This is a genomic window from Lyngbya sp. PCC 8106 (assembly GCF_000169095.1).
Lineage (GTDB): Bacteria > Cyanobacteriota > Cyanobacteriia > Cyanobacteriales > Microcoleaceae > Capilliphycus.
This window is the reverse complement of record NZ_AAVU01000028.1, coordinates 23883-45808: the sequence shown is the minus strand read 5'-3', so window position 1 is coordinate 45808 and position 21926 is coordinate 23883. Positions and strand designations below refer to the sequence as shown.

General features: G+C 39.4%; 23 protein-coding genes and 1 pseudogene. 12 read left to right on the top strand and 12 right to left on the bottom strand.

What is annotated here, in order from left to right; genetic code table 11:
- Positions 1 to 178: 178 nt before the first annotated feature.
- Both L8106_RS18220 and L8106_RS18215 read right to left on the bottom strand, forming a co-directional pair.
- Positions 179 to 1313: pseudogene (locus L8106_RS18220) on the bottom strand (RNA-guided endonuclease InsQ/TnpB family protein).
- A gap of 104 nt (positions 1314 to 1417) precedes the next feature.
- Positions 1418 to 1747 (bottom strand): hypothetical protein, encoded by a 330-nt coding sequence (locus tag L8106_RS18215; RefSeq protein ID WP_009785867.1) that lies wholly within the window; start codon positions 1745 to 1747, stop codon positions 1418 to 1420.
- 184 nt (positions 1748 to 1931) lie between these two features.
- Between L8106_RS18215 and L8106_RS18210 the strand changes: the two genes are divergently transcribed.
- From L8106_RS18210 to L8106_RS18200, 3 genes are all read left to right on the top strand, one after another.
- A complete protein-coding gene (locus L8106_RS18210; protein ID WP_009785866.1) occupies positions 1932 to 2522 on the top strand; it encodes a hypothetical protein in 591 nt (196 codons plus the stop codon).
- 238 nt (positions 2523 to 2760) lie between these two features.
- Positions 2761 to 3321, top strand: a complete 561-nt coding sequence (locus L8106_RS18205) for a GNAT family N-acetyltransferase (RefSeq protein WP_156803740.1) — start codon at positions 2761 to 2763, stop codon at positions 3319 to 3321.
- Between the two features lie 298 nt (positions 3322 to 3619).
- Positions 3620 to 5326, top strand: coding sequence for an ATP-binding protein (locus L8106_RS18200; RefSeq protein ID WP_009785864.1), 1707 nt, complete (start codon positions 3620 to 3622; stop codon positions 5324 to 5326).
- Here L8106_RS18200 and L8106_RS18195 read toward each other — a convergent pair.
- The 4 genes from L8106_RS18195 to hisG all read right to left on the bottom strand — a co-directional run bounded on the left by L8106_RS18195 (position 5323) and on the right by hisG (position 9331).
- Positions 5323 to 6276, bottom strand: coding sequence for an alcohol dehydrogenase catalytic domain-containing protein (locus L8106_RS18195; protein ID WP_009785863.1), 954 nt, complete (start codon positions 6274 to 6276; stop codon positions 5323 to 5325). The genes L8106_RS18200 and L8106_RS18195 overlap by 4 nt on opposite strands.
- Positions 6277 to 6336: 60 nt before the next feature.
- Entirely contained in the window at positions 6337 to 8163 is a 1827-nt protein-coding gene (locus L8106_RS18190) for an ABC transporter ATP-binding protein (RefSeq protein ID WP_009785862.1), read from the bottom strand.
- Between the two features lie 373 nt (positions 8164 to 8536).
- A complete protein-coding gene (locus L8106_RS34270) occupies positions 8537 to 8662 on the bottom strand; it encodes a hypothetical protein (protein ID WP_009785861.1) in 126 nt (41 codons plus the stop codon).
- Between the two features lie 24 nt (positions 8663 to 8686).
- Positions 8687 to 9331: an ATP phosphoribosyltransferase gene (gene hisG / locus L8106_RS18180; protein WP_009785860.1), complete on the bottom strand. Its 645-nt coding sequence runs from the start codon at positions 9329 to 9331 to the stop codon at positions 8687 to 8689.
- Between the two features lie 157 nt (positions 9332 to 9488).
- On the opposite strand from hisG, the gene L8106_RS18175 reads away from it, so the two are divergent.
- Both L8106_RS18175 and rppA read left to right on the top strand, forming a co-directional pair.
- On the top strand, positions 9489 to 10148 hold the full coding sequence (locus L8106_RS18175) for a glutathione S-transferase family protein (protein WP_009785859.1): 660 nt from the start codon (positions 9489 to 9491) through the stop codon (positions 10146 to 10148).
- A 39-nt stretch (positions 10149 to 10187) separates the two neighbouring features.
- The gene (rppA, locus tag L8106_RS18170) at positions 10188 to 10868 is read left to right on the top strand and encodes a two-component system response regulator RppA (protein WP_009785858.1); all 681 of its coding nucleotides are present in this window, start codon (positions 10188 to 10190) and stop codon (positions 10866 to 10868) included.
- A gap of 21 nt (positions 10869 to 10889) precedes the next feature.
- On the opposite strand, the gene L8106_RS18165 is transcribed toward rppA, so the two are convergent.
- The 3 genes from L8106_RS18165 to L8106_RS18155 all read right to left on the bottom strand — a co-directional run bounded on the left by L8106_RS18165 (position 10890) and on the right by L8106_RS18155 (position 13220).
- Positions 10890 to 11627, bottom strand: coding sequence for a class I SAM-dependent methyltransferase (locus L8106_RS18165; RefSeq protein ID WP_009785857.1), 738 nt, complete (start codon positions 11625 to 11627; stop codon positions 10890 to 10892).
- Positions 11628 to 11781: 154 nt separating this feature from the next.
- Positions 11782 to 12210: a DUF29 family protein gene (locus L8106_RS18160; RefSeq protein ID WP_009785856.1), complete on the bottom strand. Its 429-nt coding sequence runs from the start codon at positions 12208 to 12210 to the stop codon at positions 11782 to 11784.
- A 179-nt stretch (positions 12211 to 12389) separates the two neighbouring features.
- A complete protein-coding gene (locus tag L8106_RS18155; protein WP_009785855.1) occupies positions 12390 to 13220 on the bottom strand; it encodes a metallophosphoesterase in 831 nt (276 codons plus the stop codon).
- Positions 13221 to 13383: 163 nt separating this feature from the next.
- On the opposite strand from L8106_RS18155, the gene L8106_RS18150 reads away from it, so the two are divergent.
- Complete coding sequence (locus L8106_RS18150; protein WP_009785854.1) at positions 13384 to 13965, top strand: thioredoxin family protein; 582 nt, start codon at positions 13384 to 13386, stop codon at positions 13963 to 13965.
- Between the two features lie 233 nt (positions 13966 to 14198).
- Here the strand turns inward: L8106_RS18150 and L8106_RS18145 are convergent, their stop codons facing one another.
- Positions 14199 to 14687, bottom strand: coding sequence for a DUF4359 domain-containing protein (locus L8106_RS18145; protein WP_009785853.1), 489 nt, complete (start codon positions 14685 to 14687; stop codon positions 14199 to 14201).
- Positions 14688 to 14829: 142 nt separating this feature from the next.
- The gene (locus L8106_RS18140; RefSeq protein WP_009785852.1) at positions 14830 to 15801 is read right to left on the bottom strand and encodes a M48 family metallopeptidase; all 972 of its coding nucleotides are present in this window, start codon (positions 15799 to 15801) and stop codon (positions 14830 to 14832) included.
- A gap of 126 nt (positions 15802 to 15927) precedes the next feature.
- Here L8106_RS18140 and L8106_RS18135 point away from each other — a divergent pair, with 126 nt between their 5' ends.
- The 6 genes from L8106_RS18135 to L8106_RS18110 all read left to right on the top strand — a co-directional run bounded on the left by L8106_RS18135 (position 15928) and on the right by L8106_RS18110 (position 20363).
- Positions 15928 to 16614 (top strand): chromophore lyase CpcT/CpeT, encoded by a 687-nt coding sequence (locus L8106_RS18135; protein ID WP_009785851.1) that lies wholly within the window; start codon positions 15928 to 15930, stop codon positions 16612 to 16614.
- A gap of 335 nt (positions 16615 to 16949) precedes the next feature.
- On the top strand, positions 16950 to 17567 hold the full coding sequence (locus L8106_RS18130) for a CP12 domain-containing protein (protein ID WP_009785850.1): 618 nt from the start codon (positions 16950 to 16952) through the stop codon (positions 17565 to 17567).
- A 304-nt stretch (positions 17568 to 17871) separates the two neighbouring features.
- Entirely contained in the window at positions 17872 to 18393 is a 522-nt protein-coding gene (locus tag L8106_RS18125) for a pentapeptide repeat-containing protein (protein WP_009785849.1), read from the top strand.
- Between the two features lie 158 nt (positions 18394 to 18551).
- Positions 18552 to 19025: a DUF2358 domain-containing protein gene (locus L8106_RS18120; protein ID WP_009785848.1), complete on the top strand. Its 474-nt coding sequence runs from the start codon at positions 18552 to 18554 to the stop codon at positions 19023 to 19025.
- A gap of 117 nt (positions 19026 to 19142) precedes the next feature.
- On the top strand, positions 19143 to 19469 hold the full coding sequence (locus L8106_RS18115) for a DUF760 domain-containing protein (protein WP_009785847.1): 327 nt from the start codon (positions 19143 to 19145) through the stop codon (positions 19467 to 19469).
- A 60-nt stretch (positions 19470 to 19529) separates the two neighbouring features.
- Positions 19530 to 20363: a sulfurtransferase gene (locus L8106_RS18110; RefSeq protein WP_009785846.1), complete on the top strand. Its 834-nt coding sequence runs from the start codon at positions 19530 to 19532 to the stop codon at positions 20361 to 20363.
- Positions 20364 to 20451: 88 nt separating this feature from the next.
- On the opposite strand, the gene L8106_RS29775 is transcribed toward L8106_RS18110, so the two are convergent.
- Positions 20452 to 21891, bottom strand: a complete 1440-nt coding sequence (locus L8106_RS29775; RefSeq protein WP_009785845.1) for a trypsin-like serine protease — start codon at positions 21889 to 21891, stop codon at positions 20452 to 20454.
- Between the last annotated feature and the right edge of the window lie 35 nt (positions 21892 to 21926).

Sequence of the window (21926 nt, the reverse complement as noted above, 5' to 3'; positions counted from 1 at the left end):
GACTTCTGCCTGATGTTGATGGGGAAAAATTAGCAAAAGGGAGAAAGCAGAATGAAGGGTATTTCCACTGCTATCGAAAACTGATATAACGCGGTATAACCCGTATTAATGTTCCGTTCCTGCTTCTTTCCAATAATCTGGTGTTTCATAGGGTGTCGGCACTTCCTATTCCACAGGCTCAAACCGAATAGCCTTCGGCATAACATTCTAAATTGAGGCTTGCATTTAAGTCACGGTCGATGACGATACCACAAGCCTCGCAGCTAAAAACTCTTTCTTTGAGGGACATTTCTTGAATATGTCCGCAACTTGAACAGGTCTTAGTTGACGGATAGAATCTATAGCGCAAAAACTACGATTGAACCGTACCACGAGGACTTATACTCAACTTGGCGGCGAATTTCATACAAAGCCGAATCAGCAATAGCACCTGCTAACTTATGATTCCTTAACATCCCAGAAACATTCAAGTCTTCTAACCCAATGACCGCGTGATTTTTGCAGAGCCATGAGGTCAATTTATGAATTGACACTTTTCGGATGTTAGCCACTCTTTCATGTGCTTTTGCCAGTCTCAGTCTAGCTTTATTCCTGTTATTTGAAACCTTTTGTTTTCTAGAGAGTTCACGTTGAAGTCGCGCTAACTTTTTTGTAGCTTTTTTGTAGGCTCTAGGATTGTCAAACACAGTCCCATCTGAGCAGGTCGCCAATACCTTAACTCCAACATCAACCCCCAGATAAACTCTTGATTTTATAGTGTGTTCGGGTTCAAATTCATAAGCGAGTGAAATATACCAGGAATCCGCAACTCGACTAATCGTGACTCGCTTTGTGTTGATTTCAGGTAACGGCTCATAGGTACTAACCCATCCAATGAAGGGGATCTTTAACCGAGTCCCTGAAAACTGCATAACCTTACCGCAATTATCAAGAGTAAAGCTATCATTTCTGCCTTTCTTCTTGAATTTAGGATGTTTAGCCAAACCTTTGAAAAACCGACTAAATGCTTCTCCCAAGTGCATGAAGGCAAACTGATAAACCCTTGAGGACAAGGTTTTCATCCAAGGGTAGTAAGGCTTAACATGATGGGTGTAGAACTTTTTGAGCTTATTAACAGAGGGTTTTAAATCCGCAGCATAAGCTTCACGCCAAAGGTTTAACGCCCAATTCCAAACCCATCTAGAATAGCCTGCGTGTTGAGCCGACAGGTTCACTCGAATTCAATTCGAGTGCTTGCCTGTCGGTGCCTTCCGCACCATTAAAGTTTTCTGCTTGTTATTCAGTTTTAACTTTGTTTTAAAAGCTCGTTGCATAGATGTATGATGTGATCTGACAGATAGTACCGTGTTGTACCATAAATCGTCAACTAAGTTACTGCTCTCTCCCGATTTGATCACCAGATTTGAGTCAAGAGGAACTAAATGCTAACTCCCTGACATTGAGGACAGTTACAACCCGAGTAGGGAGTTTGGGATTGATGAGAGTCAGTTTGGGCGATTAAGGGGTGATTGTTAACAGAGGTTGAATTGATGGCAGATTGACTCAACTCCGCCGATATTTGGTTTAGACTCACAAAGGGGGTTGAGTTTTGGTGTTCGACTGGGGTTGAGTTGGAAGTCCCAATCAGTTGAGCGATTAAACGAGGAGTCTGGTGTAAACCTAGCACCGTCTGCGCGATCGCAACGACAGAAGCCAAAATAACTGTCAATGTTAAAGCCAAAATGCGGGGGAGTTTTAAAAGTTTCATAACCAGGATAAGGGTCTAATGGGTCTATTGATTGGTTTTCTTTTCCCAGGATAGCTTCTCAGGAGGCTTAGTAGAAACAACTAAAAAAATGAATTCGTTCCTCTCGGTTGAAGCAGTGTCCAGTACACTAGATCACATCTCATCTAATATTGGTTGATTTCAACGACAAGGAGAGTAGATCTAGATGATTCGATTCAATTTATTGTCTCAAAGTTCCGTCCGATTTTGGGGTTTGTTGTGTTGCAGTCTTTTGATCGGGTTCACGGCGATCGCTCAAGCCGGAGGGCCACCCCGACCACAAGGAAAACCTGCGGTAGTTGAACCGGAGGAGGAGGAGGAAGAAATGGAAGCCGAAGAAGCGACTCCTGCGGCACCAACATCCACTCCGGCTCAACCCCTGCGAGATGAACAGGAAGAAGAACCCCAAAGTTCTGAACCTCCCCCTCGCTTTCCTGAACCCAGTGCGATGATGTCCTTGAATGGTCGTCAGTCGGTGACTGTTAAGCTTGTTAATACCACAGATACAACGATTACTTATCAAGTGATCGAGGGAACGGGAGAACGAACTTTAGAGGGAAGTTCTCAGGTGGAATTACAAGGATTACCGATTCCGTTAAACTTGACTTATCGACGTCAGGATGGTGGATTGTTGCTGGTTGTTCCGAAAGCCGTGGAACAGGGCGTGTTAGAGGTTCGTTTTCAACCGACGGGTAATTTCTTTCTCGACACCCGATCTTTAAATATTACAGGAACGGGTTCAGTATTCTTGAACTAAAATCTCAACTTAAGCCGAATCATTTCTGGCAACGTTTTTAGAGATTTTTTCTAGTTTTGATCAGCTCCTCACCTTTTTTTCTCAATCTCACTCACGATTTAATTAATTATAAAATCATCATTTTAAATATTTTTTGAATTAAATATTAATGTCCGGTCAGATTTGGTTGTTCTGCTCTCTCTAAAAAAATTCTTGACAATCTTAAAAATTATTTTTATAAACTCCTTTTTAAATGACAATGCAATTTCAAAATCTTTCTATACAATTACCGATTCAAACTTATCGTTTAGTGATTAGACCGTTTATTTCTCAGGATTTAGCGGGTTACTTAGCGTTTATGCTTGATCCAAAGTCTACTGAATATTTAGCATTTGAAGATTCCCAAAAAACCCTAGAAGGTGCTACTGAACTTTTTGATTTTGTGTGTTCTAGCTATGAATCTGATCAGATCATTCATGCTTATGCGATCGCGCTCAATCATTCCAATGAATATGTGGGTTCTTGTGGGTTTGCACCGGATCAGGGAAATTGTGTAGAAGTTTATTATAGCATTAATTCTCAGTATCGCAGACAAGGCTACGCTTACGAAGCGACAAAAGCGTTATTAGATCGACTCAAAGCGAATGAATGGATTTCAGAAATTCGAGCTTATTCGGCACCTCAAAATACAGCTAGTTTTCATCTCGCTCAAAAACTTGGCATGATATCCAAAGGTAAAGTTGTTCATCCTGATTCGGGGTTAGAGGGATTTCTTTTGAGTCTAAACTGTAAGAATGATCAGAATTATGAACAAGCATAAATAAACAACAAAAGTTAAAATGAGTTGTCCAGGAGAAGACGACACAGATCAAGTTTGGGGCAAATAGAGATTATAATAGAGAATTAAATAAAGAGACAGTGTTTCAGCCAAAATGCAAACCCTCTTTCTGCTTGGCATCAATGCTGTCATCTTATCATCGTAGTTATCTGTTACTTCATCTTGATAATTATACCACAATTGAACAGTTGAGAGGTTGAACTATTTTGAATAAAGTTGAATCTTTTTTAAAGTTTCAGTCAATTTATGTTATTACCTTCTCAAAAATTCGTTAAACTCTATGGATAATCTCACAAAATCTAACACCAGTCATCGTCAACCTTTTTTTTGTCAATTAAAGAAAACTAGCATTGTTCACAAAATTTATTGGGGATACGGTATTTCTCTAGGAATTGCAGTGTTAGGGGTATTAATAGGCTTGGGGTTAGGCAATCACTATCATCAAACTGCAAAAGAACAACTAAAAATTGCTCGAACTCAAGGTTCACTTTTAGGCAAATTACAACTTTTAGCTATTGAGTTTAGACCTGAACAAGAATTTATTCCAGTCTTAGGAAATGAACCTTTATTTCGTCAAGCAGAAACTGATTTTGATCGTCGAATTGAACAAACAAAAACCTTACTCACTCAACTCCAAGCTACAACACTTTCAGACCAAATGACTCCAATGCAGCCTTTTCTAGAAGTGTATGAACAGGTAGTCGATGATTATGCTCAACGTCAGCGAATGATTCTGAATTTATTGGCTAAAGACCAGTGGGAAACAGCAGATTTTTCCCGAACAGAACGACAAATTAATCGTTTTTTAAATAGTCCTCCTGCGGTTAAATTTAGTCGTTATTCTGATGAACTTAAAACTTTAATTGAATCTTCAGAGCAACAAATTGAACAAGCCGAACAAGCCTTAGTGAAAGCAGATCAATTTAGAACTTTTGTGATTTTAGCCAGTTTATTGCTTTCAGTTATAATTGCGACAATTTTAGCTTTTTATACAGGTCGAACAATTGCTCGTCCGATTCAAAAAGTTACTGAAGTTGCACAAACAGTAACAGGTACAGAAGATTTTGATTTACGAGTTCCTGTAACCAGTACAGATGAGGTGGGTATATTAGCCATTTCTTTTAATCAATTAATTGAATGGATTGAACACTATACACGCGAATTAAATGAGACTCAAACTCAACTGATTCAAACGGAAAAAATGTCAAGTTTAGGTCAAATGGTTGCCGGAATTGCCCATGAAATTAATAATCCAATCGGCTTTATTCATGGTAATCTGATCCACATTGAATCTTATGCAGAAGAACTTCTCAATGTGGTTACACTTTTTCGAGAACATCGTTCACAAGTTTCACCGGAAGTTACAACTTTAATTGAAGAAAGCGACCTAGACTTTATTCGTGAAGATTTTCCTAAAATATTACAATCGATGCGAATGGGAACAGATCGAATTTGTGAAATTGTTCTCTCTTTGCGAAATTTCTCTCGTTTGGATGAAGCTCAGGTTAAAGCTTGTGACTTACATGAAGGATTAGAAAGTACATTATTACTCTTAAATCATCGTTTAAATTCTCAAATTGATATCGTTAAAAACTATGGTCAAATTCCGGAAGTTGCTTGTCATCCGGCTCAAATTAATCAAGTCTTTATGAATATTCTCAGCAATGCAATTGATGCACTATTAGAGCAAGAAAATCAACTTGACAAAAAAATAATGATTCTCACCGAAAGTCAAGATGAGGAAGTCATTATTAGAATTTCTGATAATGGGGGCGGAATTCCAGCCGAGATTTTAGGGAAACTGTTCGATCCCTTTTTTACAACCAAGCCTGTTGGAAAAGGAACCGGATTGGGTTTAGCTATCTCTTACAAAATCATTGAAAAACATCAAGGCAAAATTCAAGTTCATTCTTCAGAACATGAAGGAACAGAATTTATGATCACTTTACCCATTCAAAGTTCGATTGAAAGTGAAATACAAGATTAACTCATCTCTAATAATACCTTCATTACACCTTTTTGTTGAGCATGATTGAACGCTTCTACACCTTCACTAAGCGGATAACGCGCTTGAATTAGTGACTCGACATCAATTTTATTTTCAGCTAATAATTCTAACGCTGGAGCAAAGGGGCCACAACGGGAACCCATCAAGGTAATTTCATCGACAACTAACGCTGACGCATCAAAAGTTAACTTTCCAGCGTAGGTACTTTTTAACACTAAAGTTCCTCGAGGACGTAAAGCTTGATGGGCGAGTTCAAAGCCGCTTGGGTTTCCCGTACATTCAACCGCAATATCAAAATGTTTTGGCTTTACTGCGTCTGAAAAACCTGTTTTTATTCCTTGTTTTTCTAAGTTTTCTAACTTCTCCCGATGACGACCAACAGCCAATAAATCGCAACCTGTTAATGCTAACGTTTGAGCAATTAATTGACCGAGTTTACCATCTCCAACCACTAAAACTTTTTGATTGGGTTGAATCGAAATTTGTTGCTGAATTTCCAACGCTGCTGCGACAGGTTCAGTAAAAGTTGCCGCGTCTGTAGTAACATTTTCAGGGACTAAATGTAGGTTTTTTAACGGCAAGGTGAGATAATCAGCAAAGGCACCATTGCGGTTCACAATTCCTAAAACGGTGCGGTTTTCACAGTGGGTTGGTTGTCCCGTGCGACAAAACCAACATTCTCCACAACTGGCATTAATTTCACCCACGACTCGTTGATTGATTAATTCTTCTGGCCCCTGTTCAATTATTCCCACAAATTCGTGACCCAAAATTCCTTTGTATGGGTAATAGCCGCGAATTAATTCTAAGTCTGTATTGCAAATTCCTGCTCTTAAAACCCGCACTCTCACCTCATCTTTTGGGGGTTCAGGAACGGGAAGATTTTCTCTAAATTGAAGTTGCTGATTTTCGAGCCAAAGTCCTTTCATAGATCTTTTAATTCAACTGTACTATTATCATGGATTGGGGAAATTATAGCAAGTCTAGTTTTAACTTCCTAACATTTGTAACTGGTACAAACGAGCATAAACCCCCGGACGTGCAATTAATTCTTCGTGACTGCCAAACTCGATAATTTCACCCTGTTTTAACACCAAAATTTTGTCTACATTTTTAATCGTTGAAAGACGATGAGCGATAATAATAGCGGTGCGGTTTTCTAAAAGTCGTTCTAAGGCTTCTTGAATAAACGCTTCTGTCATCACATCTAAATTAGCTGTGGCTTCATCAAGAACCAATATTTTCGGGTTACGAATGGCGACTCTAGCAAAGGCGAGTAACTGTTTTTGACCACTAGAAAGATTGGTTCCTCGCTCTCGAAGTTCTGTATCATACCCTTGGGGTAACTTCTTAATAAAAGAAGCAATATTAGTTTTCTCTGCCGCGATTATAATTTCATCCATGCTGTAAGTTTCACCCAAAGAAATATTACTTTTGACATCTCCAGCAAAGATAAAACCATCTTGTAAAATCACTCCAATATGACGGCGAAGTTCGGCTTGAGGTAAATCTCGAATATCGATTCCATCCACTAAAATTCGTCCTTGATTGGGTTCATACAAGCGACACAATAAACGAATAACTGAACTTTTTCCCGCACCAGTTGGCCCGACTAAGGCGACTTTTTCTCCTGGATGAATGGTAAAATTTAGATTTTTTAAAACGTATTCGTCTTTTTTGTAGGCAAAATTGACATTTTCAAATTCAATTTTACCTGTAACTTGAGTTTTTTGGGTGCTAAAATATTGACGATTATGTTCTTCAGGATCACGAATTTCTACAGATTCACTCAGAAGATTATTAATCCGTTCAATCGCAGTTAACCCGGCTTGAATAGCCGTAAATTTGTCGGCAAATTGCCGCAACGGGTCAAACAAACGTTGGGCAAAAAGAATAAAAGAAGAAAGCGCACCAAAGCTGAGAGTTCCTCCTACAACTTGCTGTCCACCAAACCACAAAACAGCACCAATTGCAACGAGGGCAATCCATTCTAATGTTGCAGATACGGCTGAGTCATAAAAGATGGTTTTATCAACGGCTTTGATATAGCGATTGTTGTTGGAACGAAACAAATCAGCATTAAAAGGTTCCCGACGGAAAAGCTGAACGACGTTAATTCCGGTGAGGTTTTCTTGTAATTTTGAGTTTAAATTAGAGAGTTCTTCTCGGGCTTTGTAGTTCGCAACTCGATATTGTTGTTGAAAGTAAATAATGACGGCTGTTACTGGAAAAATAGATAAAACCAGGATTAAAGCCAGTTTCCATTGCAGGGTAAACATCGTAACTGCGATTACCCCAATCGAAAATAAATCACTAATAATCCCAATGGCACCGGTGGAGAAAACATCCCCTAACGCATCAATATCACTGGTGAGACGAGTGATTAATTTTCCAACAGGTGTACGGTCAAAAAATCGCACAGCTAATGAGGTGACATGACGGAATAAATCATTGCGAATATCAGCCGTTATTTTTTGCCCAACTTTCTGTACTAAAAACCCTTGTACAGCTTGTAAAATAAAGCGTAGAAGAATCGTGATTAATAACAACCAAGCCAGAAAATTTAATCCCTCAGACTGCGACATTGAATCGAGAAATTCGTAAGTCGGTTCACCTCGAATCAGTGAAATTGTCTGTCCGATGAGAAGCGGTTGAATCGCGCCCGAGATAGACAGGGGAACTAACAGTATCATAGAAAGGGCGAGGATTCCTTTACTGCGTTTGGCGTATCCTCCTAGACGGGCTATGAGTCGCCAGTCTGTCTCCTGACCGGATTGATTTTTGCGCGTTTTGCTTTGTGGAAATAGGCTAGTCATTCAAAAAATATCTGATCTTTGCTAATAGTCGAACAGGTTAAACGTTCTTAATGTAGCACTTTTAGCTGAAGATTTCTCTATAAATGGACAGACGTTAGTTAAAGTTATAGATTTGAGGTTGATTTTTAGGGGGAATTGATGATAAGATAGTAAGCGATTAGACAACGATTTTAAGATTATTTTTTTGATTATTTTATCGGTTAACTTTAAAAGCAGTGTCATCTTTTCATCAAGGTTGGAATTTAACTGAAGAAGCATACAAACAATATTGTAATTGACGACCATCTGAGCTATAAAAACCAAATAACCACTGTTTATCTTCCCAATGCGCGAATATGTTCGGGACTAAAATCTCGAACGGTTGTAACTGAAGCTAAGGAATTTGTTGGTGATTCCAATCTAAAACCGCATCAACACCGCTTAGAGTTGGATTTAGAGGTTTTCTTAACTCAAAAAGATGAATTAATTCATTTTCACGATGGTCGCCTTGAACAGTCATTTTTACAACATTTCTGTTATACTTTTACACAGGTGCTAAGATGTGCGATCGCACTTTTTCAACAACCGTTTTCAATTCCCCTGTATTCACACGATAACTCAACGGATGAACAATTAACTGAGCGGTACTTTCAAACAAAACCTCGATTTCAATTAAACCATTTTGTTTTAACGTGCGACCTGTAGAAACTAAATCAACAATGGCTTCCGACATTCCCGTAATCGGCCCAAGTTCGACTGAACCAGAAAGCGGTATAATCTCTACAGGAAGATCTAAACTCTCAAAATATTCACTCGCACAATGAACAAACTTAGAAGCAACTCGACTATGAAGCGGTAACTCAACTGGACTGCGAAAAGGACTCGATTGTTTGACAGCAACTGACATCCGACACTTTCCAAATTTGAGGTCAACTAAACAAGCCACTTGCGGTTTTTTCTCCCGCAAAACATCATAGCCGACAATTCCCAACTGAGCTTGACCATATTCGACATAGACGGGAACATCCTGCGCCCTGACCAGTAAACCTTTAGCAGTGTGTGTAGGGTCATCAATTTGTAATTGTCGGTTACTAGAATCAAGAAATGCGCTAAAATCTAATCCAACTTCTTGTAACAGTTGAATGCTATCTTCTAACAGGGCGCCTTTGGGAAGTGCTACGGTAATCATATTCGTTTAGGGATCATCGAAAGGTTATCAATGGCTGTTTTTCCAGACTTCAGAGATAGAGATATCAAAACTGAATATCTGTGTTGTTAGTAATTTAAGGTTACATCAAAAATGACGGATAACAATTTACAACCACATACATAATATTTACCAGATTATGAGCAAACTTACTCTGGTTATCGGCAACAAAAATTATTCTTCTTGGTCGTTGCGGGCTTGGCTGACGATGAAACAAGCTGGACTAGAATTTGCGGAAATTCGCATTCCCCTCAGTACACCCACCTTTTATCAACAGGTTCGTCAATATTCTCCATCCGGACAAGTTCCAGTCTTACTTGATGATGATTTAACCATTTGGGAATCTCTGGCAATTTGTGAATATATTGCAGATAATTTCGCTCCTGATTTGTGGCCAAAAGATCGAAAAGCAAAAGCAATTGCACGTTCAGTCAGTCACGAAATGCACGCTAACTTTTTCAATTTACGCTCTCAAATGCCGATGGATTGTCGGGGTCGTTTCCCCGGTGAGGGAATGAAGCCAGATGTGCAAGCAGATATTGATCGCGTCTCTACAATTTGGCGAGAATGTCGTCAAAAATATGGGGAAAATGGTGATCTACTTTTTGGGGAATTTAGTATTGCCGATGCGATGTTTGCTCCAGTTGTTTCTCGATTTATTACCTATGGTGTCAAGTTAGGTTCAGTTGAACAAGCTTATATGGATGCTATCTGGTCTTTACCTGCGATTAATACATGGATAGATGCAGCAGCAGTCGAGTTAGAATATTTAGATCGATTTCCCCAGTCACAGCATTAATTTTGAGTTGGAGTCAGCAACGAATTACTAATCAGAAATATGCGTATTCTTCTCGTTGATGATGAAGTTGAACTCACCCTACCCTTGAGTCGGGCTTTAACCCGAGAAGGGTATGCGGTTGATGTAGCCGATGAGGGGGCAACCGGGTACAATTTAGCCACTCAACATCACTATGATTTATTGATTTTGGATTGGATGTTGCCGCATCAATCGGGAGTTGAAATGTGTCAACAATTGCGCTTAAAAAACAATCAAATCCCCATTTTATTTCTAACAGCAAAAGACACTTTAAATGACCGTGTAGAAGGACTTGATGCCGGGGCTGATGATTATTTAGTTAAACCCTTTGAACTGCGAGAATTATTAGCACGGGTACGGGCTTTATTACGGCGTCCACCCACGTTAGAATCTCCAGCAGCGAATTCTCGACTGCAAATTTTTAATCTAGAATTAGATATTGAAAATCAACTGGCTTATCGAAACGGACGTATTATTGAATTGTCGGAAAAAGAATGTCAACTGTTGGAATATTTTATGCGTCATTCCGGTCAGTTACTCACTCATCAACAAATTTATCAACATTTATGGGCAGATTCAGATCAACCCAGTAGTAACGTGTTAGCGGCTCAAATTCGACTTCTCCGGCGCAAAATTGAAGATCCCAAAGAACGACAACTGATTCATACTGTTTACCGAAAAGGATATCGATTTGGAGACTAGAAAAACTTGAGACGAAGTGACTCAGTTTTGAGGTTTTATACCCCCAAACAATGCCAATTCTAACACTTTCATAAAGCAATCAACATCAAGAAAGCCTATCTCTCGTAACCACTGACATTGCAGTTCAACAGGTGCTAGGATATTTGCTTCTTTATCAGGTCTGTTATAATACTGTTGAGCAATTTCTTCTCTCGATTGATGATTTCCCCGTTGATGATGATAACTAGAAAGTGAGTCAATAAACATCTCATTAAAGACAGATTCACCGAAATTAGAAGTAGATTGAACGTGTTCTAAATTCAGAAAAAGACCGACCGGATTTAATACATTATAAATCTCTTGATAAATTTCCTGTTTGCGATCATCCGGTTGATGATGAATAGCAAAACCCGAAACAATGACATCAAATTTCCCGAAATCCTGAACCCAATTCACCCAACTTGTTTGAGCAAAATCTCCTAATACAAAATTAACCTGATAGTCTGAGTTTTGAAATTTATTTTTAACAGCCGAAATCATCGCTTCTGAAAAGTCTAAAAACACAACTTTTGCATGAGGATACTGAGTTAATATTGTTCGTCCGAGTATCCCATCACCACAGCCTAAATCTAAGACTGTATTCACTTGAGACTTCGCCCTTTGAATAATTCGCAACATCATCTCTAACTGTTCACTCGCCAGAGGAATGGCACCCCGAACCCCTTCTAAAAAGGTTTGGGCGAGTTGGGCTGTTTTCCAAACTTCATCTGTTCTTTTCATCGCTATAATTGACCTAATTTAACTCGCAATTTTTGGGAAACTAGAACAATGCACGATCGCCAATATTCTCTAAAAATATCTTGCCAATTATAAATTCTAATTCTAATCTTACCACATAGCCGGGAATAAAGACTCGCAATCAATCCTGCAAGTCCTATATTTCTCGTTCCCAGATTAAATTCATTGCCTTTTTTATAATCTCCTCTCGTTGGACGAATTGACTTAATTCTTCAGCTTCATATTTTCCTTCAAAAGCTTCTATCGCGGCTTTTTCCAATGCTAAATCATAAGCATCTTCTAGGGTTGCTGCTAATTCTTCTTCAGTCATATAGGTTCCCTTTGTTTTCTGGCAATTAGTGCGTTGAATTTGCTTGATAGAATTGCGAATAGAAAGATTCCAAGACCTAGTGGTGCGGCTTTCAGCAGATTGCTTAATCAGGTGTAGGAGTAAAATAATACCATAACTAAATATTTTATTCAGTTTATCTGATTTGCTCATTTCTTCTAATTCTTCTACAATTAACAGAGCTTCTGTTATATTGCCTTGATGTAAGAGTTCTTTAAGAGTAAGTAGTTCTTCCATTGGTTTAAGTAATTGTCGAGTGGTACTGTAGTCTTTTGAAGAGTAAAATAGAAGGAATAATTTTGGCGTTGTGTTTCAAAAATAGATCTAATATAACCAACTAACACACCAACTCTTACATTATCCCATTTAACTCTCCTTGCCCAGTAGCAGTTTTCCCAATTTCATTGACCCCAAGTTTACTTACATTTTAAAGTAATAACCGTGACTTCGGGCGGACAATTAAATCGTCCTGGCGGGTAAGTTCCTAAACCTCGATTGACATATAAAGAATTTGATCCCACAGAATGCAATCCAGAAGCCCATTCCCAATGTTTAAACATCTTCTTGCAGTTTGATTTTAACGGCACTAAAAATCTTAGAGATTTGGGAAGTTGACTCTGAACCTTTTGCATCCACCCCCGTAAAGGGCCGATTCCCGGAAGCACAATTTGACCCCCATGCGTATGACCTGATAATTGTAAATCAATTCGCCATTTGTTGAGCAATTCGGCGGTATCTGGGCTATGAGATAAAACAATTCGTGGTGTCATTGGGTCAACTAAATTCATCACTGATTCTGGGTTAAATTGACCTGAATAAATATCCGGTAATCCTATAACTGCTAACTCAGATCCTAACGGATAAACGACTTGATTGGATAAAACTTGAATGCCAATTTGTGTGAATGCTTCTGTGATCATCCCTTGAGAGTGAGGATAATAGTAATCATGGTTTCCCAACACCGCATAAATTCCAGCTTGACTTCGCAACAGTTTCAGATGCCAAACTAAGCGGTGAACGGGTTTGGGGTCATCGGTGACATAATCCCCGGTCAGAAAAATTAAATCAGGTTTGGCGTGATTGGTTTCTGCGATCGCCTCTGCCAATAAACGATCTGACAGTCTAATCCCATCGTAATGCAAATCACTCAACTGAACCAGTCGAATTCCGTCTAATGAAGCGGGAAGATTGGCAATTGCCAAGGTCAGATATTCAACTCGAAGTGAACCAGTTAACAGCCTGTGCATGAATGGTGATATCAACTCAAATAAGGCAAACTCTAGTCTAGCAATCCGTTTGGCAACCCCTCCAACTGAATCAGTATTTTATTGACTGGAAAGATATCCCCTCGATACCTGATAATAACAATAAGTCTGTTTGTTGTTGATTGTAATTAAGGAAAGTTTAACAATGTCTTTAACGGCTTCTACCATGTTAGCGCTATCAACCCCTGCACCGGATTTTCAACTACCGGATGTCACCACAGGGGAAATGATCTCTTTGGAGACTTTTGCGGACAAAAAAGCGTTGTTAGTGATGTTTATTTGTCGTCATTGTCCCTTTGTCAAACACGTTCAAAATGAACTCGCAAAAATTGGCAAAGATTATATTCCCAAAGGAGTGGGTATTGTCGCAATTAGTTCTAATTCTGTCCAAACTCATCCAGGTGATGCACCAGATCAACTCAAAGAAATGGCGCAGGAATTAGGCTTTAATTTTCCCTACTGCTATGATGAAACTCAGGACGTCGCAAAGATATACACAGCCGCTTGTACACCTGACTTTTTTGTATTTGATGGCGATCGCCAATTAGTTTATCGGGGTCAACTCGATGAGAGTCGTCCGAGTAATGAGAAACCTGTTACAGGTAAAGATTTACGGGCGGCGTTGGATGCTGTTTTAGCCGATCAAGCTGTGAGTCCGGATCAAGTACCCAGTATAGGCTGTAATATTAAATGGCATCCGGGTTCTGAACCTAATTATTTCGGTTGAATATCAGTTAAATTAAAGTTTTTAGGGTGGATTAATTTGTTGTTAATCCATCCTTATTTTTTTAGATAAACTAGACTTTTAAAGTCAATATTTATATAATCTCTACCCATGAGAACGGGTCTATTGATGGGTTTTCTAGAGAGGAAAACAAGCAATTCCACTCAAAAAACAAAAAAATACCGTCTAACGGTGAAGAAAAAGCAAAATTTCACAGACCACAGAAATGAACTAAGTTACTCAGAATCTTGATTAACGTTTTCGACATTTTCGACGTTTTCGACTTTTTCGGTTTGTTGTAGATCTTCTGAGGAAAAGGTCAGAAAATTACCAAAAACTGCTATCGTTCGATAGCGCTTATCTACAAAATCAAAATCCGTCGTATAAATGCTGAACAATACTGCATTATGACGGTCAGTTCCTGTATTAATATTGTCCTGAATCCACTCTCGTCTATTCGTCACAAGCGATTGACAAGTATCAACTAATGATTCGGAAATTCCATTCAAAAACTCAGGTATATTAGACTTTGTACACCATTTTTCCTGAGCTTCTGTCACTAATCTACCCGAAGCATAATTCAAATATTCTTCTCGTGAAGGATTAGTCAGATACATAGTACCCGCCAAAATCGCTAAGACAATTGCGCCTTTACCCAAAAAATCGCCCCAGTTGGGTTTAAATCCCCCAGAATTATTTTTTTTCCGATCAAAAGTGCCTATCATGTTAGAGTTTTTCCCGATTTTAATCCTTTACCTTAACATTATCCTTCATTTCCGAGTTAGTCAATTCCGGAGATTGTCAAACATTCTAAAAAGCGAGGAGGACGCAGGAATGATTTTCGGCTACCTCCTCACCCTTTAGCATTTAGCTTTCTCCTTGACTCGATTTAACTTGATTGATTTCTCGCTGTAACTCCTCAACTTGACGCCGTAACGCCTCGACTTCATCATTCGACTCCTCAACTTCGACTTCAACCGCACCTTCGGAAACCCTTTGTTTATAATTTCCTAACCGAATTTGTCGATATTCTTCAGAAGTCGCCCACTCCCGTAAATATTGAATTCGTTCCACCGGGAAAGGATGAGTCAGCATCATTCCTTGACCCCCGTTATACAGCAAAAATTTATACACTTGATTCAAGCCATCGCTATCGAGATTGTGATACTGTTCAGACTGGCGAATAAACTCATCGAGAGAACATTCAGAAGCGTATTTTCCACTCACCCCAGCCATCGTCATCATTGACTGCATAACACATTTCAAATCATCTGTGACCAACAACGCCGCCCGATCAGCCGAAAGTTCCGCTTTGCGTCGCCATTCATAAAAGGCATAAATCAATCCACTACTGACTAAATTTCCGAGTCCCATCGTCATTTCTCCAATCGTAGAAGCGACACCCATCGCCCAAATCGCCATTTGATTTAAAATCGGATGACCACATTTGATATGACCGAGTTCATGGGCTAAAACCGCCCGCAATTGGGCTTGATCAACAACATCTAATAAACCTGTATTTAGAACAATATAGGGGCGTTCCTGTCCGAGAGAATAGCTATTGACTTGGGGGTTTTGTGCTACGAATAAAACGGGTTCATTCAAGACATCGAGATCTCGAATACATTCACGAAAAATATGATAGATACTGGCATATTGACGTGGCCCGACTTGAATACTATTCCCCATCAGATAAACGTACTGAGGACGTTCGTAGACAAATTCGACAAACTTACTGGCAATCAGATCAAACCCCGGAACGCTGCGGAGGGCTTCTTCTGCTTGTCGGTCGAGAGGATGGCGAAACGCTTCACTTGAAATTCCGGTGTAAGTTGGCATAGTATTTTGCAACGGTAAACTGAAAGTCTATTCCGGTCTAACTTAAAATTAGGCTGACCTGATCATGTTGACAAATTTATTAAAGTAGTTGCAAATAATAGAAACAACTGTATTGGATTTTATGCAATGGAGGTGCAGGTGAGTTATCCCCGGAAAACAGGCTATGCGATCGCCACGTTGATCACTACTGCTAGTTTATTTGGATGTGGCTTGATCTTCAACTCAACTCCCCGTCAAGTCCTGGAGGTTGTCTCTTATCTCACAGGTGTGATGGAAACCAGCGCCCAAGCCCAGGCGGTTCCAGATGCGCCGAGTGTTCGGATGACAACCTGTGTGGTCAAAGTTGCTGATGCTGATGAAATTACCCAACGATCTCCTGCGATTTTTCTGTATCAAGAACAGGCGATGACGAGTAATCCCAAAAAACCCTATCGCCAACGGTTTTTACAGATTTCTCCGAGTGCGGATGGTCAACAGGTGGAGTCGGCGACTTTTGTTCCTGCTAACCCCAGGGCTTTGGTGAATTTTTGTAGTCAGTCGGAGTCGGAACGTCTGGTTACAATTGAGGACATTGGAGATTATCGCTGTAGTGTTTTCCTCCAACCTGCGGGTTCTCAATATATTGGTCAAACTCAACCGGAAGGATGTCCAGCCAATTATAAAGGCGCAGTCACTATCACGAATCAGATTACTTTAGATGCTGAAAGTATGGAGACTTTTGATCGCGGATATGATCAAAAGGGAAATCAGATTTGGGGGGCTGAAGATCAATCCTATCAATATCAACGGATTGACTTGAATTCAACCCAGTGAATCACTCCAGAAAAGGCTGATTTGATGTCCACAGATTCTCGGGTTTGTGAACTCACAAGTGTGATTAATTTTCTTGAACTTTTGTTGAGAATTGACTGGGGATTAAAGAACAATCGAACTGACTTTTCTGACCTTAAGTGAGTTAGGTTGCCTTTCTCGATTCTCAATGAAGTTTGTGTGATTACCATCTTGTGCCAATTGTTATCCCAACTGTCGTAAATCTTAAATCTTTTAAAGTTTAAATTTTAACAGTTTAGAATTAATTTAACAATACTTTCTTTTGATCCCATAACAAGGCAAACTAGAGTTTGCAGTGAATTAATGGAGAAAGATCCATGATGCTCAAAGCCAAAGATATTATGACGACTGATGTTGTCACCATTCGCGGTTCAGCTACCGTCGCTGAAGCCGTTAAGAAAATGAACGAAAAAGGGCGGCGTGCTTTAATAGTCGAACGTCGTCACGAACAGGATGCTTACGGTATTGTCACCGAAACAGACATCATCTACAAAGTTGCGGCTTTCGGTAAAGATCCCAAACAGATGCGAGTCTATGAAATTATGACCAAACCCTGCATCGTTGTTAACCCCGATTTGGGTGTAGAATACGTTGCTCGGTTGTTTGCTCAGACTCACATTCATTTAGCACCTGTTATTCAGGAAACGTTGATGGGGATTATTTCGATTGGTGACATCCTCAAAAAAGGCGATTTTGTCGAAAAACCGAAAAGTATTCTCCTCGAAGAACGTATCCAAGAAGCTATTAAAGACGCTCGCGCCACCTGCACAGAAAAAGGCGCAACTTCCAAAGAATGTGCTGCGGCTTGGGATATTGTCGAAGAATTACAAGCAGAAGCAGCACACCAAAAAGCAGAACGTCTTGATCAGACGGCTTTTGAGGTTTTTTGTGAAGAAAATCCAGATGCTGCCGAAGCTCGGGTTTACGATAATTAAAGCTGATTAAAAGCGGTGATTGTTTTCTAGTGGATCTATTTGGAAATGAATTGACATCTATCTCCAGATAGATCCATCGTTTTAGTTGAGTTTGATTTGTATAAGAATACCGTGCATTTTTTTCACAAAAATTGATAATTAGATTAGGGGATAAAACCGGCGGACTACGGAGATCAACTAACTTCTCAAACTTAAGACTATTCTCATGTTCAGAAACTTTTTAGGATTCTCTATCGACAAAATAAATATGCTAAACTCTCGAAATATCAGAACAAACTGATCCGAGGAATAGGAGGAACATAAAATGAAGTCTAAACTACTAGGAATATTGGGGTTGCTTATTCCCCTCATTGCAATTGCTCCCAGTTTCGCTCAGTTTAATACCAACGATCCTGACGTTTTTATCAAAGGACAAGCCAGTTCTTGTCAAGGATGTAACCTCCGAGGCGCAGATCTCAGTAATACCCGGCGCGTTAATGCTCAACTCCGCCAAGCAGATTTAACTGAAGCCAACCTCAGTGATAGTTATTTTGAAGGAGCCTATTTTACCTGTGCAGATCTCACCCGAGCCAAGTTAGGAAATGCTGAATTTCCCTACGCAAACTTTGTTGATGCCAACCTCAGTGGAGCCGATTTAAGTGGCGCTGATTTGAGTAAAACAGACCTGAGTGGAGCCATTCTTGATGAGACAACTAACCTGACTGACGCCAACTTAGAGGGGGCTAAACTTTGGGATGCGAAAACCATTTATAAACCCGGAGTTGATCTCTCCAAAATTCCTCGGAATAAGGATCTCGAAAAGCAACGAGTCAAATGTAACAATTAGTAGAATGGATTAAAAACTAATAATTCTTGTAATTCCCTCCTTTTTGAGTTTTCAAGGGGGGATTATCCACTCAATCTTTACCCGTCTTCCCAAAATTTAAGTAAAATGCTACCCTGTCTTTACTGATAACTTTTGGATGATTTTTGCAAGAAAAAATTATGACGGCAACCTCACCCCAACTGACACCCGAACAATACCAAGCTCAAATAGAAACGGTGATCACAACCCTAAAAAATGACCTCCCTACCTTGTTTGAAAAAGATATATCCTATAATATTTACACCTCAGATATTTACTTTACCGACCCCGTGAATACGTTTAAATGGAAATTTAACTACAGAATTATCTTTTGGACACTCCGATTTCATGCTCGCTTATTTTTTAGTGAAATTTACTTTGATTTACACCGAGTTCAACAAACCGCAGTGGATCTGATTACGGCTGACTGGACAGTACGGGGAACCCTACGACTTCCGTGGAAACCGCAAATATTTTTTAACGGTTCTTCTGCTTACAAGCTCACTAAACACGCCTTAGTCTATCACCACGAAGATACTTGGGATCGTTCTCCAGCAACAATTTTAAAACAATTTATTCAACGTCCATCAGCATCAAATCAAGACGAAAGATAAAAGTCGAAACATCCCCCCATTTGGTTCGGTTTTACTCACTAGAACAGGATAGGATCAGTGGCTAGAGTAGAAAGCAAGTCAGCCTAAAATTTTACAGAATACAAAAAAGGATTTAAAATGCACGATAAAAATGTATCGAATCGAGTTCCTGATTTTTTCAAAGACGCTTCATCAGACGGAAATCAACTGTTACAATACCTTCAGTCGATGAACCCAGAAACTATCTCTCACCTTTCTCAACCTGATCCTGAAGTTGCTCAAATTATGGAACATCGTCTTGCTCAACTTTTAGGTGGTTTACCCTCTGACCACTTTGATGTTAATATCAATACAAATCGTCAACAGTTGGGTCGTCTTCTCGCTTCAGCGATGATGAATGGTTATTTCCTCTACAGTGCTAAACAACGCATGGAGTTTGAAAAAGCCATTTCCGACTCTCATTAAAGTAGGATCAGGAGTCTCTGAACTGAGAACCTTAATTTTATTCAGAATTGAGATCAAAATATGACGGATAATGCTTTAGTTGTTTCTGCTTCTTGGTTAGCTAATAAACTTGATAATCCGAATATTGTCGTTGTTGACTGTCGCTTTTCATTAGCTGACTCTGAACTCGGACAACGCCAGTATCAAGAAAGTCATATTCCCGGAGCATACTATCTTGATCTGAACCGAGATCTTTCCAGTCCTGTTGCTCGACATGGCGGTCGTCATCCCCTTCCAAATCTCCCCCAATTAGCTCAAACTTTTAGCGAAATGGGAATTCGTTCTAACACCTTTGTGGTTGCATATGATGATTCTCGCTTTGCATTTGCGGCTCGTTTGTGGTGGTTATTGCGATACATGGGACACGAAAAGGTCGCTATTTTAGACGGAGGATTGAGCAGTTGGAAAACTCAAGGTTATCCCGTTAATAATACTCTACCCACTCCTAAATTGGGTCAGTTTAACCCAAAAATTAATTCCGAATTAGTCGTTGATATCGACACCGTGAAAGCGAGAAAAGATCAGCCTCAAGTTGCTTTAATTGATTCTCGTGATCCGGATCGGTACTTGGGAAAAACTGAACCCATTGATCCGATTGCTGGACACATTCCTGGTGCTGTTAACTATCCTTGGAAACAGGTTTCTGATCAAGCTGGATATGCTAAAATAGATGAGCAAGCTCAACGTTGGACTCCGATTAAAAATACAGAAGAAATTATTGTTTATTGCGGTTCTGGGGTAACAGCTTGTGTGAATTTATGGTCATTAGAAATGGCGGGAATTCATCAGGGAAAACTCTATGCGGGAAGTTGGAGTGATTGGTGTTCTTATTTGATCGATCCTGAGAATGATTAAACACCCCAGGGATGCAAGGTTTGCACTCTCTGATCTGATCTATAATCTTATACCATCTTAGTTTACTCCTCTATAATATTCAAACAGATTAAATTGAAATAAAACTCTCAGAAAGTTGATCTTCCGTGATATTCTGCACAAATCCTAACACCGTATTTTCTAAAGAATTACGGATTAAAATATTAGAAGTTCCGGCTAAGTCAACAGCTTCTAGACTTAAACTTTCTACGGTTAATCCTGCTGTTAATCCAATGCGATCACCTAAACTAAAATCAGTAATAATATCGGCTTGAACTATATCACTAACTGCGCTTTGGGTGGATAAAATAAACAAATCATCACCATTTCCTCCCGTTAAAATATCACGTCCTCTATCTCCACTCAGGGTATCTTGACCCTCTGCTCCATTCAATATATCATCTTCTTGACCGCCAAACAAGCTATCATTTCCACTTCCCCCTTCTAGGTAATCATTACCTCGATTTCCATAAATTAAATCATCATCATTCCCACCATTAATAGTATCATTATCTCGCCCCCCAAATAATGTATCTTCTCCACTGAAACCCTCGATTTGATCATTTCCCTGATTTCCATTTAAAAGATCACTTTCCGGACTTCCTTGAATCAAATCTTCTTCACTATTTGATAACGCTATCGTTTCTTCTATCCAAGTTGAATAAACCGAGACTCGGGTATCACTAAAAAACTCTCCGAAACTGGTATCATTTTCATTGGTAACGTCAACTGTTGGATCAAATGGACTTTGACCAAAAGAACTTAAACCTGCTATTTTTCCATCAATAAAAGCGGGTGCGCCTGAATCTCCTCCACTAATTCCAACTTCCTCAAACCCTAATCCTAAGTCTACAATACCATATTCTACCCCAAAAGCATCATTGAAAAACGAACCACTATCAAAGTCATAAGCGAGTTGAGATCCGAGTACAATGTTACTTTGAGGATCATCATTAAAGATATCACTAAAAGCATCATAGCGATTTTTTCCTTTGCGTTTAATTAGATTGACATCATTAAAATTTTCTCCTGTCCATCCCGTTCCACTTGTCCCATATCCAACTTTTTCAAAGACTTGACCCACTTCATTAAACTGAGTATAAATTTGATAACGATCTGCTTCTATTGGCGCGGTTTGTGAGAGTTCAATAATAGCAATATCGGAGTTGTTGTCATAGTCTGAACGCCAATTGGGATGAACAAAAATTTGTTTGGCGGGGATAGAAATTCGACCTGTGGGTAAATCTAAAAATACGGTATAATCGCTAGGATTCGGATTGAGATTGGGTGTATCATCAATATTGTTAAAACAGTGAGCAACGGTGAGAATATGACGACCTGTATAGAGTAATGATCCAGTACAATCAATCTCTCCATTCATTCCCCATGCGACAACTCCATCAAAACCTGTTCCGGGTTGAATAAGTGAGCGAGGTTCATTGGGGTTATTTGTAGAAACAACAATTCTGGAACGACGCCGACTGTCTGAGGAGAAAGAAGATTCTGTCATGTTTAAATAATTTCAAAAAAAAGATATCTAAAACG